The following is a 14,003-nucleotide window of genomic DNA, read 5'->3' as shown; positions in this document are numbered from 1 at the left end:
AATGAATGAAATTAATATTCAAATAGAGGCTTATGGTGGGGTTACGCGGTTTTTACCTGCCGAAACGATTCATTTGAAAGTGGAAAATCCAATTCAGGTTGAACAGGTGTTAAATCAATTAATCAAAAATCATCCTCAAGCTGAACAGGCGATTTCACTCTGTGCCTGCGCTATAGGGGAAAATATTATTTCACGCCATAACACGATTGATTTGGATTGTACCTTGGTTCTATTGTCACCTGTGGCGGGAGGTTAAAGATGACATTTTTCAGAATTCAAGATACTCCACTAAGGGTAGAGAGTTTTGCTCCAATTCAACAATTTCCCCAGTGTGGAGGAATTGGTGTTTTTATTGGAACAGTGCGTAATCATCATGATGGTCAAGCGGTTCAAGCGTTGAAATATACAGCTTATGCACCAGTAGCTGAAAAAATGATTCGTCAAATTGAACAAGATATTCAGCAAAAACATCAAGTACATTATGTGCGGGTGATTCATCGTGTGGGCTATTTGGATATTGGTGAAAAAGCCATTCTCGCAATTGCATATGCAGAACACCGCCGCGAAGCTTTTGCTGCGTGTGAAGAAGCGGTCGAGCGTGTGAAGCATGAAGTTCCAGTATGGAAAGAAGAGTTTTATTTGGATGGAACAAGTCAGTTTGTTTCAGGGTGTTGTATCCGTCATGATCATGCCACGGTGTGAAATTTTAAGCGTAATCAAAATATTGATGTGAATTATTGATTCATCGTCCTATTTTGTGGAGCAATTTTTACTGATTTTTTGGGTATAGATTTGTTGATAGGATCAAACGCGTATTTATGTTAAGGTCAAAAAGAAATGAATAATAGAGTGGTTAATGTGCCTTTAAAAAAAATGCATGCTAAAAAAAAAATCCTGAAGAGTTAAAAAAGCGAATTCTTGATTCTGCGAAAGAAGAATTTTGTAGATATAGTTATACAGGTGCGCGTATCGACCGCATTAGTAGTAATGCTGAAACGACAGATCGAATGTTGTATTACCATTTTGGGAATAAAGAAGAACTCTATCAAATTGTTTTAGAAGAGATGTATAAAGAAATTGTTTTAGCACAAAAAGACTTTCAATTTACTGAAGATAATCCATTGCAGGCCATTAAAGAAATGGTGGCACAATTATGGAATTATTACTTAACCCATCCAAATTTTATTCGATTAGTCATGTCAGAGAATTTGCTTTGTGGCGAATTTTTTGCAAAATCGGAAAAAATTAAGCAAGCTCCTTTGGAATTACTAGAAAAAACAGAAGCGATTTTACAATTGGGGAAAGATCAGGATATTTTTAAACCACAGGCAAAAGCTGAGTTTGTGTTGTTAACCATTATGTCGATGGGATTCTTTTATGTCGGACATCAATATACCTGTAAGCAATGGTTAGATACTGACATGATGCAATCTGAGGCTTGCAGTCAATGGTTGCAGCACATTCAAGAATCAGTGATAAATCAGTTATTAAAATAAAAGGAGCATGTGCTCCTTTTATTTATTTTGATTTAATGTAGGTTTTGCCATGTATTGCGTGTGAATTTGGCAATTTCTGCATTTTGTCCAATTAATGAAAACTTCGCATTTAAGCCATAATCCGGAAGTGTGATCATTTCTGTGGTGATATAACGCAATCTTGAACTTGGATTATCTTTGTGGTTTTTAAGGACTTTTCGAACCACTTCTTTACACGGTTCAACCAAGTGGGCAAACCATTCTGAATGCCATTCACCGGGTTCTGGTTGGGTAAATGGATACAAAATTCCTCGTCCAGGATCACCTGCTTGTACCTTAAAAGAGGGACGTTTAGGCAATAATGCTTTGGTTTCAAATGGGTCATGGGGCGCCCAAATGTTACGTGGTCCATTGGGTGCGACGGAGCGAATTTGTAACCAGCGAATAATATCCTGTTCAATCCATTCATCTACCAAATTGTCTGGTTCAAATGGATCTAAAACGATTTTTCTTTGTTGTACATCCTCCAGAATCCCTGAAACCGCAAGCTCTTGCTGATTGCCGATCTTGAAAATCACATGGCTATAATCTAGAGTAAAATTGAAGGGGATACCACGAGCTTTTACGGCTTGAGCGACAGGCGTAATTCGACGAGGGTCTTCACTCCACATATTGACATGCAATTCAAAGCTCGGTTCGACGCCTTGTTTCATACCTTCATCATAGGCAAATAGGTAATAATCAATCACTTGTTGATTGGAGATTTTATGACCTTGCTGATCATGTGAATAGACCATCATATTATGTGTCGTTGCACCAATTTCATTTGAAAGTGCAAAATTTTGTTTTAAGCGTTCATCATCAGTACCGACTTCATATAACCAACTGGTGGTATGTACAGGAAGATCATATTTCTCAATCAGTGATTTGAACAAATCCATTTGATTTGGTAATGGCATTCGATCAAAAAAGTTAAAAAATTGTGCATCTTTCACCAGACGGAACTGTTCTTCAATACTGGGTTCATCTAAAGATACAGGATGCTCAAAATTTGAATCCTGAACACCACGACCATTACAACCAATTAAAAGCTCATTCATTTTAAACCTACTTTTGACTCTAGTTTTTACACCACTTCAGTGAAAGGAATGCTTTCAAGTTGTTCTTCCTCAATCATTTCTTGCAACATTTGTCGCATTTTGACTGTGGAAACATCAATTGCGATACGTACTCTTTTGAAATCTACAAGTTTGTCTTCATTTTTTTGAATCGCCTGCAAAACAGCTTTATCTTCATCAAATGCCATACGTAAACCTGCCAAAAGTTTGGCGTCTTTTTCTGGATCAGAAGGAATATTTTTGACACAAAGCCAGTGTTGGATGCAGGTACGCTCATCAATTGGGGTGATAAAATGGCAAGCAAACATTTGGATGCAGTTATCTCTATTTCCTTGTTCTGCACCTGTGCCGGTTGGTGCAGAACCAAAGTCAATCATGGCAACAGAAGGGGCAAAATAGTGGTAATAATGCCAACGATCTACATTTCCACCAAAGTCAACTAGACCTTTAAAAACAGGGATAAGGGGGGAATCATTAATCCAGCGCCAAGTCACTACTCGATCTTCGAGACGTTCGTGATGAACTGGTACTTCACCATGCTCTTTGTTAGATAAAGTGGATTGGTGAACGAAAGCAACGTGAGAAGGATCACATAAATTGTCAGCTAAATTTAAATAATTTGCATCGACATGCAATGCATCACCTAGCACATAACTATATTTAGGATCGTGGAATTCTTTGAGGTCAAAGACTTTAGATTTATCTGCTTTTTCCTCATCACCCATCCAAATCCAAACCATTCCCATATTTTCGGTGACAGGGTAGCTACGAACTTGAAGATTAGAAGGAATACGGCGTTGCCCCGGAATTTTTTCACATTGTCCAGAACAATCAAAAGTCATACCATGGTAACCGCATTCAATTGAATCACCGATTAAACGACCAATTGAAAGTGGTGCAAGGCGGTGTGGGCATGCATCTGAAAGTGCAGCAACTTCACCATTTACTTTACGATATACAACAATATCTTCTTCAATAACAGTATGGCGTTTTAAGCTACGTTCAACATTGCTTGACCAAGTTAATGGATACCAAGTATTTCTTAAGTATCTGCTCATTATCAATCTCCATTTGTATTTTGATCGTTGTGATCAATTCACCGATGCTATTTAATTTTTCACTCTTTTAATTATGAAATCGTTTTACTCAGAAGCTGAACCAATCATTCGCTTGCTTAAGCTTGACGATTTTCACTAATTCAAGCCACGACACAATTCTGATTGGCTTTGCAGGACAGTGAAAAATTAACTTTTTGTTTTATTCGTCCTTTATTGCAAATCTGAATGACTACAGATTTACGCGTGATTCTAGAATCACATCCCTGATAAGTGCATGCTTATTTCTTTACGTATAAATAAAAAAATTATTGAAGTGAACACTTAACATGACCTTAAATTAAAACGTTATTGAACAAAGCGCAACCACTTTTTGAAGAAAATACTTAAATAATTTTTCCAATTTTAAAACGAGATTATTTTCTTGTTATTTTATAATAATATAGTGTATAAACTATTAATAACTCGGTTGGAAAAATTTAGTTAAAACTTTTTAAATTAATTTTATATTTTAAGATATTGAATTTAATTGATAAAAATAGGTGAGTATTTTATTGTAAAATTTTGATTACTCTTGGTGTTTTTGTATTTATTAATTTTTTCACTTTATTTTTTTTGGTCAAAAAATAAAGAAGAGCGTTGAGAGCGCTTAGATAATGTTAACGGTAGTGCAGAAGGATGATATATAAAGACTCTTATAGAGCATACTCAAGATGTTGTAATCATGTTTAACAAATTCAAATGTAATTTTAGTTTGTTATTAAGCTAGTTTGTAAGCTGTGTGTTTGACAGACATTATTTAATCTGATGAAGAAACCAAATAAAGGGATTTTTTATTTACAGAGCTGCGTCATATTCTGGCTTGAATTTTGCAATGATGTTCTGGCTTAAGTTTTAAAATAGCTTCAAAAATGAGTAACACAACGAACGATTTTTCTCATCGCTTGAGCTTGGCAGATGATTTTTATCGCTTTATTTTTGGAAACTATATTTTAATTAGAATGGAGCTAAAAGCACTAAAAAAAGCACTAAATACATGTTAATTTGAGTTGCTTAAAAGTAGGAAGATGCAATGAACCAGAGGAAGATGCAATGAAAGATGTAGGGATGAAAGCGGACAGCTATCGTACAGCAGTGGCCACAGGGATTTTACATGCACCGCCTCATTGCATTGAATTGTTGCGTAATGGCAATACCGATAAGGGCGATGCCTTAAAAACTGCTCGTATTGCCGGAATTTTAGCTGCAAAACGCACCGATGAGCTGATTCCACTTTGCCATCCACTGCCAATTTATCGTGCTGATGTAGAGTATGAATTGTTTGAAGCACATGTCGAGATTACCGCAGTGGTCGAAACCATTGGCCCAACAGGGGTTGAAATGGAAGCTTTAACCGCAGTGAGTCTTGCAGGTTTAACGCTTTATGATATGTTAAAACCGCATTGTGAACCCGAAGACCTCAGTTTAGATCAATGCAAATTACAAACGAAAAAGGGTGGGAAATCTCACTTTACGCGTGTGTTAAAGGAAGCATTGTCCGCATCGATTATTGTGTTATCTGATACTGTCGCTGCAGGAAAAAAACCAGATACAGCGGGGCAAAATGTTTTAGAAATATTACAGGAAGCCAATTTTAGCGATATTGCCTATCAAGTTATTCCAGACAGTCCAGAACAATTATTGGCTTTAATCGATCAGCAAAAAAATTACTATCCGTTAATCCTGACTGTGGGTGGTACAGGACTGGGACCAAAAGATTTAACGGTAGAAACCATTCAGCCTTTATTAAAACGAGAAATTCCTGGATTGATGGAAGCTTCGCGAAGTTTTGGACAAAGACGTACACCTTATGCTGCCTTAAGTCGTGGAGTGGCAGGCTATATTGATCAAAGTTTGGTCATGACTTTGCCGGGAAGTCGCCAAGGTGCCAAAGAGTCTCTCATTGCAATATTGCCGGCTTTGGTGCATTTATTTGATGTGCAAAAAAATATTCCGCACCAAGGTGGATATCAATAATGTCAGGATGTGGTGCAGAATCAGGTTTAATAACTGTCGATCAAGCTCTCGATTTAATTTTAGATAAAACCCAAGCTTTAGCGGTAGGGCAACTTGCCTTAAATCAGGCTCTAAATCACTATTTAGCAGAAGATATTTATTCTGAAATAAATCTACCTTTATTTTCACAAAGTGCGGTAGATGGTTATGCCATTTGTGCACAAGCCGAACTTGAGCCAAATGCTATTTTTGAATTAATTGGGGAAGTTCAGGCAGGACATCATTCGGCATTACAATTAAAGTTAGGACAAGCGGTTCGAATTTTCACTGGAGCAAAAATTCCTGTAGGAACAACGACAGTTGCTCGGCAAGAAATAGTAAAAGTTCAAAGTTCATCTACCATTGCAATCACAGAAAATCTAAAAATTCATGCAGATATTCGTGATATAGGTGAAGAAATTGCCATTGGACAATTATTGGCGAAACAAGGTCAAAAGCTGTCTGTCGGAGCGATTGCCTCGTTAAGTATGGCAGGCGTTAAAGCGGTTCAAGTGTTTCAATATCCCAAAGTTGCTGTAGTGATCACGGGTGATGAAATTGCAGAAAATGTAGAAGATGTAGCGTCCGGTAAAATTTTTGATGCCAATGCACCGTTAATTCAAGCTTGGTTTGAAGCTTCAGGGCAACAAATTAAAATTTTTCATGTGGCTGATACAGAATTAGCCGTGCGCTTATTAATTCAAGATTTATCCGAACGTTATGATTTAATTTTAACCACGGGTGGGGTTTCAGTAGGCGATTATGATTTTATTCGGCCCGTAACGCTCAGTTTAGGTTTTGAAGAAATTTTTTGGAAAGTGAAGCAGAAACCGGGTAAACCAATGTTGTTTGCTCACCTTAAGCGAGAAGACCATTCATCTTGTTATTTACTGGGATTACCCGGTAACCCGGCCGCAGTCTATGTGGGTATGCAAATTTACACGACAACTGTATTGAATGCCTTACAGGGATACAAGCACCAACCGAATTGGTTCAGTGCGCTTTTAACTCATGACTTGAAAGTGGATGCTCGAGAACGTTTTTTAAGAATGTCAGCCAGTTTTGATCAAGCCAGTTTGAAGGTTAAAAGTTTATCGAAGCAACAATCACATATGCTCAGTAATTTAATGCATGCTAATTGTTTGGTGCGTATCCCAGCGGGAAAAAACATGCAGGAAGGTCAAATCGTGCAGGGCATATTTATCGATTAAGGAGAAGAGCTTGATCAAAAAAATGGGATGTTTGTTGGTTTTATCGGGGTTATTGTCCACTGCACAAGCAGGTACAGTGAAAGTGTATGCTGCGGCAAGCCTGACCAATGCGATGACGGATATTGCTCATATTTACCAAACCCACTATCCAACCACGAATATTGTGCCTGTATTTGGTGCATCATCTGCTTTAGCAAAACAAGTGGAAGCGGGTGCCAGTAGTGATTTATTTTTTTCTGCAGATCAGGATTGGGTCAATTATCTGGTTCAAAAGAAGGTGATCCACTCAAATGCTGTAAAGCCGTTGCTGTTTAATCAATTGGTTGCGATTAGTCCTCAAAATTTGAATATTGCATTTAAGTCCTCACCTGCATTTAATTTTGCACAATCCTTCAAAGGGCATTTGTGTACAGGGCAAATGGAATCAGTTCCTGTCGGAAAATATGCCAAGCAAAGCCTGATTAAATTAAATTGGTTCGAGTCTTTAAAAGGGCGAATTGTGGGCACGGATGATGTGCGCTCAGCTTTGGCTTTTGTAGAGAGAGAAGAGTGTCAAGTCGGTATCGTTTATAAAACCGATGCTTTAATCAGTCGCAAGGTCAAAATTATTGGTATTTTCCCCGCAAACTCACATAGTCCAATAGTGTATCCTTTGGCTTTGACCAAACAAGGACAAAAGAATAAAGAAGCCGTACAGTTTGAAAAATTTATAAAAAGTAGTAAGCAAGCCAAAGCGATTTTCCAAAAGTATGGTTTCAGTGTTAAATCCTAAAAAAGCTGGCTGAGGGATAAATCGAATATGTTCAGTCCCGATGAGCTGAGTGCCTTATATTTGTCTGCTAAAGTTGCAGGCTTTGCCACATTGTTTTGCTTACCATTTTCAATCGCGCTGGCTTGGGTGTTAGCGAGACATGAATTTCGCCTTAAATTCATGGTGGAAGCTTTATTACAATTACCGATGGTATTGCCGCCCGTTGTACTGGGTTACATGCTTTTGGTTTTGTTTGGCAATCAGGGATTTATTGGAAAATTTTTAAATACATTTGGAATTCAATTGGCCTTTAATTGGAAAGGTGCTGTTTTGGCTTCCATGATTGTGGCTTTTCCATTGATGGTACAACCCATTCGCTTATCTTTTCAATTAATGAATCAACAGCTGGAGCATATTGCAGGTTCACTGGGTGCTGCACCATGGAAAGTATTTTTAACGATTAATTTACCCTTGGCAATTCCTGGAATTGTGATTGGGAGTATTTTATGTTTTAGCCGAAGCTTGGGTGAGTTTGGTGCAACCATTACTTTTGTTGGTAATATTCCAGATGAAACGCGTACTATTCCAATTGCCATTTATTCATTTATGCAACAACCTAATGGAGAAACTATGGCCATGCGCTTAGTCGTACTGTCTTTGGTTTTAGCATTTTCAGCCTTGATCGCCAATTATTTTATTTTACAAAAATATCAGCGTAAATTAGGAGGTTGAAATGTTGCAATGCGATTTTAACTATCAACATGCCGATTTTATCCTGAAGATAAAACTGGATATGCAATCGCAACTTTTAGGGGTTGTTGGAGCATCAGGAAGTGGTAAAAGTACGTTTTTAAAAAATATTGTAGGTTTATTAACACCCACCCAAGGGTGTATTCAATTTCAACAGCAGATTTTGGTGGATACTGAGCAGAAACTTATTGTACCCATGCATCAACGAAAAATTGCATTAATTTTTCAGAATGCCTTGTTATTTCCGCATATGAATGTGCAGCAAAACCTAAATTATGCAGTAAAACTGGTCCCTAAATCTGAGCGAAAATTTCAGTTTGAAGAAATGGTGAAATTATTAGAATTAAAACCACTCCTTCAGCGAAAAGCACATCAACTTTCAGGTGGAGAAGCGCAGCGAGTATCGATTGGACGTGCTTTATTATCTTCACCCAATCTATTGCTTCTTGATGAGCCTTTAACGGGTTTAGACCATCAGCTCAAACAACACATTTTACCTTTTTTTAAACGAATACAAGATGAATTGAATTTGCCCATGATTTATGTCACTCATCACGAGCAAGAATTGGCATTTCTAGATGCTCCTATTTTACAATTGAACCAAGGAAAATTAATAGAAGCTTGAAAATAATAAAAAAAATTGAAATGATCTGGAGCTGAGAGATTTAAAAATAATCAGTTGTTCAATTCAGTTTAAGCTGCCAATCAATAAAAAATTGTCTGTGATAAGAAATGAAGTATTTTAAAAGTTAGAATTTCATCAGAATTTGTAGAGCCAATATCAGCTATCGATTAATTGGTTGCACATTTCATCTTAAAATATACATAGGGGATATTCCTAATTTTGAATGAAAGTTAGATGGTTTTTAGACATATTTTACTGAATTTAGGCCACAAGCAATCTATTCTAAAATGCTAAATTTAAATAAGCATCAGGACTCAAATGAGAACTAGATTGCTTGATCATCATTAAATTAAAAGCATTTTTATTTTTATCGTTAGTTCATGCTATGCGCATCCTAACAATAAAGTATTGTATTTATCCCAGCTCAAGTGAATCCACTGTTTTTAAAAATAATTAGCATTTAAGCAGCTTGAGTAAAATTAAACTGCTGTAAATCTTTAGCGAGAATTACCTTGAAAAATAAAATTAATTTCCCTGATTTCCAGCCATAAAGTTTACTATATTGATAATTTCTTGTACTAATTCTTCAAGGCTTATACTACGATTCATGAGCCATTCAGCCATCATTTCATTAATACCACCCACCATGGCTACAGCCAACCAGTAATAATTTCGTTCAGGGATTTTTTTTTCTTGCATGACGGTATTTAAAAATACTTGAACATAATTGACGATACGATGAATCACTTCACGACGACGTTGCTCGACAGTGGTACTCGCTCCAACCACTTCTAATACACCGATCTGAGCACGTCGTGTATCCGTTAAATAGTGAGTCACCAAAGCTTGAATGACTTGTTGTATCTTTTCCTGCATGTTTTGATGTTCAGCTTGAATGGCAGTCAGTAGCCCTATTTGTAACTCTTCAACCATTTGGTTATAAACAGCGAGTAGTAAAGCTTCACGTCCCTGAAAAGATTGGTAAAAATGTCGAGTGGTGACTTTGGCTTCACTGCATAACGCTTCAATCGTGGTTTGTGCATAACCTTGTGTCGCAAACAGTTGTAAACCTGCTTCTAATAAACGCTCATGCCGTTCCTGTGCACGATCTGTGGCACTTTTTTTCGCATAAATACGTTTAGCTGGGGCAGGTTGCTGTCTATCATTTAAATTTGACAAGAAATCTTTCCTAATATACTTTGCTATTTTTAGTCTGTAAAAAAATAATTTATCCAGACCGATTAATCAACTGACAAGGATACGGCAGTGAGTATGATGACCCCATTTTATCATTTTAAGGGCACACGTGATGCGATTCGTCCTTTAGACCGCATTGATCATATACGTGAAGCCAGCAAAGACTTTCAAAAAACCATGCTGGCAAAGCCAAAAGTGCGTTTTTATAAGTCAATCGAATTAATTCGTGTACCTTATCCTGCAAAATACGGTTATCTCAATGCCTTTACTTTGCCTACGCCTTTTATTCATTTATGTAATAAATTATTCGTGATTCAATTTGACAGTGAAGAAGGGCTTAAGACTTTGTTGGTGAGCCCTTCGGATTGGGAATATCAACGTGAAACACCATTCTTCGCGCAACTTGACCAGAGCGCAGGACCATTTTCCAATCAAATGGAAAAGTTAATCGTGAAGGGTACCAATACCGTTTTAGGCGCGCTACAACAATTGGGTTTAGGTCCTGAAGATATTGACTACATAACTTATGATCATTTGCATACTCAAAATGTGACTCGTTGGCTAGGTGCTAAAGGACAAGCTGCGCTGTTCCCCAATGCTAAATTATTGGTCATGCGTGAAGAATGGGAAAGCACTTTGTCTTTGTTGCCTTGGCAAAATCAATGGTATTGTCCAGACGGAACCTTGGGTATTGATGCAAGTCGGATCGAACTTTTAGATGACAGTGTATTTTTAGGCGATGGTTCGGTCGCATTAATGCGGACCAAAGGGCATACCGAAGGCAATCATTCTATTGTGGCGCATACCGATCAAGGTTTATTGGTCACTTCAGAAAATGGCGTCAGTATGGATTCTTATGCACCGCTCCATTCGAAAATAGCGGGTATTGCCAATTATGCTAAACGAACACAGTCTGAAATTATTATTAATGGCAATACTTTAGAATGTGGCAATGAACAATACTTATCGATGATTCAAGAAAAATCGGTGGCTGGACCTTGGCCGAAAGATGAACGCTTTTTTAATATGGCGTTATCTTCGGAGTCAGACGGTTATTGGTTATTTCCTGCGACTAAACCGACTGTACGTATGGGAGAACTGGAATTTGGACAAATCACCTTGCCAAATCGCTTAACAGGTCAAGGGGTGAGGAAATGAGTCAAGTTTTTATTGTGACAGGAGCAGCTTCAGGTATTGGTCTTGCACTTACTCAGCAATTGTTAAAACAGGGTGCGAAAGTATGTGCCTGCGATATTCAGTTAGCAGAACTGGAAAAATTAAGTCAAAACTTGAACACGGATCAGTTAATGGTTCAGCAACTTGATGTACGACATGTTCAAAATTGGGAAGCAGTGATCCAAAAAGTTTTACAACAATGGCAAAGTATTGATGTGTTATGTAACGTGGCGGGAGTGCTACGTGAAAATTGGGTCGCTGATGCAACAGAGAACGATATCAATTTGCATTTCGATATTAATGTGAAAGGAACGATTCTGGGTACGCAAGCTGTTTTGCCACACATGCTTTCAAAAAATAAAGGTCACATTATCAATATGGCATCGCTTGCCGCTTTATCACCTGTGCCGGGGCTTGCCTTATACAGTGCCAGTAAGTTTGCAGTACGCGGTTATTCTTTAGCTGCGGGTATGGAATTGGCAGAGCAAGGAATAGCAGTGACCACGATCTGTCCTGATGCAGTACAAACGCCGATGTTGGATCAGCAAAAAGATAAAGCACAAGCAGCACTCACTTTTTCGGGTACGCGTGCCTTAACCACTGAGGAGGTGGTAGAGGCAATACTGGGGCCTGCTTTACATGATAAACCCTTAGAAATAGTTCTACCTGCTTGGCGTGGTGTGATTGCTAAAGCGGCCAATGCATTTCCAAGTATTACTGCTCATCAGGTCAAACGAATGCGTGAAATTGGGATGAAACGTCAACAGAAAATCCGACAAGGGAGCGAGAGTACCAAAAAATAAATATATATTTAGATTCAGTGAATATTTGTCAACGAGTCAGACTGGCGGCTGAAATTGAAGCATAAAATGGCAATGACTGATATCGAAAAATGCTGAGTCATCTAAATCTCTGTATTTCTTCTAGAGGCATTGGAGTGTGTTTTCAGTTTACTGCTGATGTGTTGAAATGCTTAATTCCTGCTGAATCCAGTCAATAAATTTTTGGATCAGTGGGGATGATTCTTGACGTGAATGAACCAAATAATAACAACGACTACCCAGTAGTTTTTTACTCGATGCGATGACCAGTTCTTTATTTTGCAGTTCAGACTCAATCAAAATTTGCGGAATCAAGGTCATACCCATGCCTTGTTTTGCTGCCACAGCAAGCATAGAGAATAATTCATGTCGATGCCCAGTAGATACTTTTGGATGAATCATTTCATGGGTTTTAAACCATTCATGCCAAATGCTCGGACGTGTAGTTTGCTGTAAAAGTGGCAGTTGTATCAGTTGTTCAGGACTCAAATCATAGCCAAATTCACTGATCCTCACTGCTTCGGGAAAGTTTTTTAAAATCAGCTGAGGCGAACATACTGCAATCAAATCTTCTTTCATTAAATAATGGGTTTCGGCTCCAGGCCAATGCTGAATTTGTTGAGGTGTACCTGCATAAATTGCAGCATCAAAGATTTTTTCATTAAATAAAAAAGGTTTAGTACTGGTTTCCAAATGAATGGTGATTTCAGGATAAATCTCATTAAAGCGGTGTAGTTTAGGTAGGAGCCAACACGTCGCAAAAGTGGGCACTACGCCTAATTTGAGTGTTCCACCTAAACCTTTGTGTGACATCAAGTCTAAAGTACTTTGTTCTAATCCCAATAAATGTGGCTTGATCAAATTATAATATTGTTGTCCTGCAACGGTCAGTTCTACGCCATGTCGAGTACGGGTAAATAATTCAAGTTGAAGAGAATCTTCAAGTTGTTGAATTTGTCTAGATACCGCACTTTGTGTGATACAGAGTTCTTGTGAGGCATGCGTATAACTTGAATGCTTAGCCGCAGATTCAAAACATAATAAACTTTGCATTGAGGGGATGTTTCGACGCATGCCTTAGATCCTTTTTATCCGCACAAGATATTTAAAAATAGCATATGAAAATCAAAACTGATGAAGTTGTGATGTAAACGTTGCATGATGAGTGAGTACTGCATTAACTCAACTAATTGTTATCTATTTCTTTACATTAAGATATGCATAAATCAAATATCTGCATGCAAAATTATCGTTTGAAACCATAGCTGTTCCACTCTAGGATGAAGCCAGATAAATAGAACATGATACAGTGCAGAGGACGCGATGAATCAGATGATCAATACCGCTAAAAATGAAAAAGTTCAATTCAACTGGCAAGACCCATTTTTAATTGAACAACAATTAACTGAAGATGAACGCATGATTCGTGATACGGCATACGCCTATTGCCAAGACAAACTCATGCCACGTGTGTTAGAACAATTCCGTAATGAACAAACCGATCCCAAGATCTTCCGTGAAATGGGTGAATTGGGTCTTTTGGGTCCGACCATTCCAGAAACATACGGGGGTTCAGGCTTAAATTATGTCAGCTATGGTCTAGTGGCCCGTGAAATTGAACGCGTCGACTCAGGCTACCGCTCTATGGCCAGTGTACAAAGCTCATTGGTGATGGTGCCGATCAATGAATTCGGTTCTGAACAACAAAAACAAAAATATTTACCAAAGCTTGCCACAGGCGAATACATTGGTTGTTTCGGCCTAACGGAACCCGATCATGGTTCGGACCC

The 14,003-nt window shown here is 38.0% G+C and carries 15 protein-coding genes; 11 read left to right on the top strand and 4 right to left on the bottom strand.

The window, feature by feature from the left end; genetic code table 11:
- Position 1: 1 nt before the first annotated feature.
- The 3 genes from GA0116959_RS00075 to GA0116959_RS00065 all read left to right on the top strand — a co-directional run bounded on the left by GA0116959_RS00075 (position 2) and on the right by GA0116959_RS00065 (position 1,496).
- The gene (locus GA0116959_RS00075) at positions 2-256 is read left to right on the top strand and encodes a MoaD/ThiS family protein (RefSeq protein WP_092716973.1); all 255 of its coding nucleotides are present in this window, start codon (positions 2-4) and stop codon (positions 254-256) included.
- 2 nt (positions 257-258) lie between these two features.
- Complete coding sequence (locus tag GA0116959_RS00070) at positions 259-702, top strand: molybdenum cofactor biosynthesis protein MoaE (protein WP_092716970.1); 444 nt, start codon at positions 259-261, stop codon at positions 700-702.
- Positions 703-914: 212 nt separating this feature from the next.
- Positions 915-1,496, top strand: a complete 582-nt coding sequence (locus tag GA0116959_RS00065; RefSeq protein WP_092716967.1) for a TetR family transcriptional regulator — start codon at positions 915-917, stop codon at positions 1,494-1,496.
- Positions 1,497-1,528: 32 nt separating this feature from the next.
- Here the strand turns inward: GA0116959_RS00065 and GA0116959_RS00060 are convergent, their stop codons facing one another.
- Together GA0116959_RS00060 and GA0116959_RS00055 are read right to left on the bottom strand one after the other, a co-directional pair.
- Positions 1,529-2,575, bottom strand: a complete 1,047-nt coding sequence (locus GA0116959_RS00060) for a xylose isomerase (protein ID WP_092716963.1) — start codon at positions 2,573-2,575, stop codon at positions 1,529-1,531.
- Positions 2,576-2,601: 26 nt separating this feature from the next.
- On the bottom strand, positions 2,602-3,651 hold the full coding sequence (locus tag GA0116959_RS00055; RefSeq protein WP_092716960.1) for an aromatic ring-hydroxylating dioxygenase subunit alpha: 1,050 nt from the start codon (positions 3,649-3,651) through the stop codon (positions 2,602-2,604).
- Positions 3,652-4,692: 1,041 nt separating this feature from the next.
- Here GA0116959_RS00055 and moaCB point away from each other — a divergent pair.
- From moaCB to GA0116959_RS00030, 5 genes are read left to right on the top strand one after another with little or no spacing between them, the layout of a single operon-like run.
- Positions 4,693-5,664, top strand: a complete 972-nt coding sequence (moaCB, locus tag GA0116959_RS00050) for a bifunctional molybdenum cofactor biosynthesis protein MoaC/MoaB (RefSeq protein WP_280513238.1) — start codon at positions 4,693-4,695, stop codon at positions 5,662-5,664.
- Positions 5,664-6,893, top strand: a complete 1,230-nt coding sequence (locus tag GA0116959_RS00045; protein WP_092716954.1) for a molybdopterin molybdotransferase MoeA — start codon at positions 5,664-5,666, stop codon at positions 6,891-6,893. The genes moaCB and GA0116959_RS00045 overlap by 1 nt, the downstream gene beginning before the upstream one ends.
- A 22-nt stretch (positions 6,894-6,915) precedes the next feature.
- Positions 6,916-7,665: a molybdate ABC transporter substrate-binding protein gene (gene modA / locus GA0116959_RS00040; protein WP_092717506.1), complete on the top strand. Its 750-nt coding sequence runs from the start codon at positions 6,916-6,918 to the stop codon at positions 7,663-7,665.
- Between the two features lie 27 nt (positions 7,666-7,692).
- Positions 7,693-8,376 (top strand): molybdate ABC transporter permease subunit, encoded by a 684-nt coding sequence (modB, locus tag GA0116959_RS00035; protein WP_092716951.1) that lies wholly within the window; start codon positions 7,693-7,695, stop codon positions 8,374-8,376.
- 1 nt (position 8,377) lies between these two features.
- Positions 8,378-9,019 carry an ATP-binding cassette domain-containing protein gene (locus GA0116959_RS00030; RefSeq protein ID WP_092716949.1) on the top strand — a complete coding sequence of 214 codons (642 nt, stop codon included), beginning with the start codon at positions 8,378-8,380 and terminating at the stop codon, positions 9,017-9,019.
- 525 nt (positions 9,020-9,544) lie between these two features.
- Here GA0116959_RS00030 and GA0116959_RS00025 read toward each other — a convergent pair.
- Complete coding sequence (locus tag GA0116959_RS00025) at positions 9,545-10,198, bottom strand: TetR/AcrR family transcriptional regulator (protein ID WP_092716946.1); 654 nt, start codon at positions 10,196-10,198, stop codon at positions 9,545-9,547.
- Positions 10,199-10,291: 93 nt separating this feature from the next.
- On the opposite strand from GA0116959_RS00025, the gene GA0116959_RS00020 reads away from it, so the two are divergent.
- Both GA0116959_RS00020 and GA0116959_RS00015 read left to right on the top strand, forming a co-directional pair.
- Entirely contained in the window at positions 10,292-11,374 is a 1,083-nt protein-coding gene (locus GA0116959_RS00020) for an MBL fold metallo-hydrolase (protein WP_244878544.1), read from the top strand.
- Positions 11,371-12,195 carry an SDR family NAD(P)-dependent oxidoreductase gene (locus tag GA0116959_RS00015; protein ID WP_092716939.1) on the top strand — a complete coding sequence of 275 codons (825 nt, stop codon included), beginning with the start codon at positions 11,371-11,373 and terminating at the stop codon, positions 12,193-12,195. The genes GA0116959_RS00020 and GA0116959_RS00015 overlap by 4 nt, the downstream gene beginning before the upstream one ends.
- Before the next feature lie 147 nt (positions 12,196-12,342).
- Here GA0116959_RS00015 and GA0116959_RS00010 read toward each other — a convergent pair whose 3' ends face one another.
- Positions 12,343-13,287 carry a LysR substrate-binding domain-containing protein gene (locus tag GA0116959_RS00010; protein ID WP_092716936.1) on the bottom strand — a complete coding sequence of 315 codons (945 nt, stop codon included), beginning with the start codon at positions 13,285-13,287 and terminating at the stop codon, positions 12,343-12,345.
- 249 nt (positions 13,288-13,536) lie between these two features.
- On the opposite strand from GA0116959_RS00010, the gene GA0116959_RS00005 reads away from it, so the two are divergent.
- A partial coding sequence (locus GA0116959_RS00005; RefSeq protein ID WP_171256835.1) for an acyl-CoA dehydrogenase family protein occupies positions 13,537-14,003 on the top strand: 467 nt, incomplete at its 3' end.

The sequence above is a fragment of the Acinetobacter albensis genome (genome assembly GCF_900095025.1).
GTDB classification, from domain to species: Bacteria; Pseudomonadota; Gammaproteobacteria; order Pseudomonadales; family Moraxellaceae; genus Acinetobacter; species Acinetobacter albensis.
The sequence above is the reverse complement of the archived record's forward strand: the minus strand, read 5'-3'. Positions and strand labels throughout refer to the sequence as shown.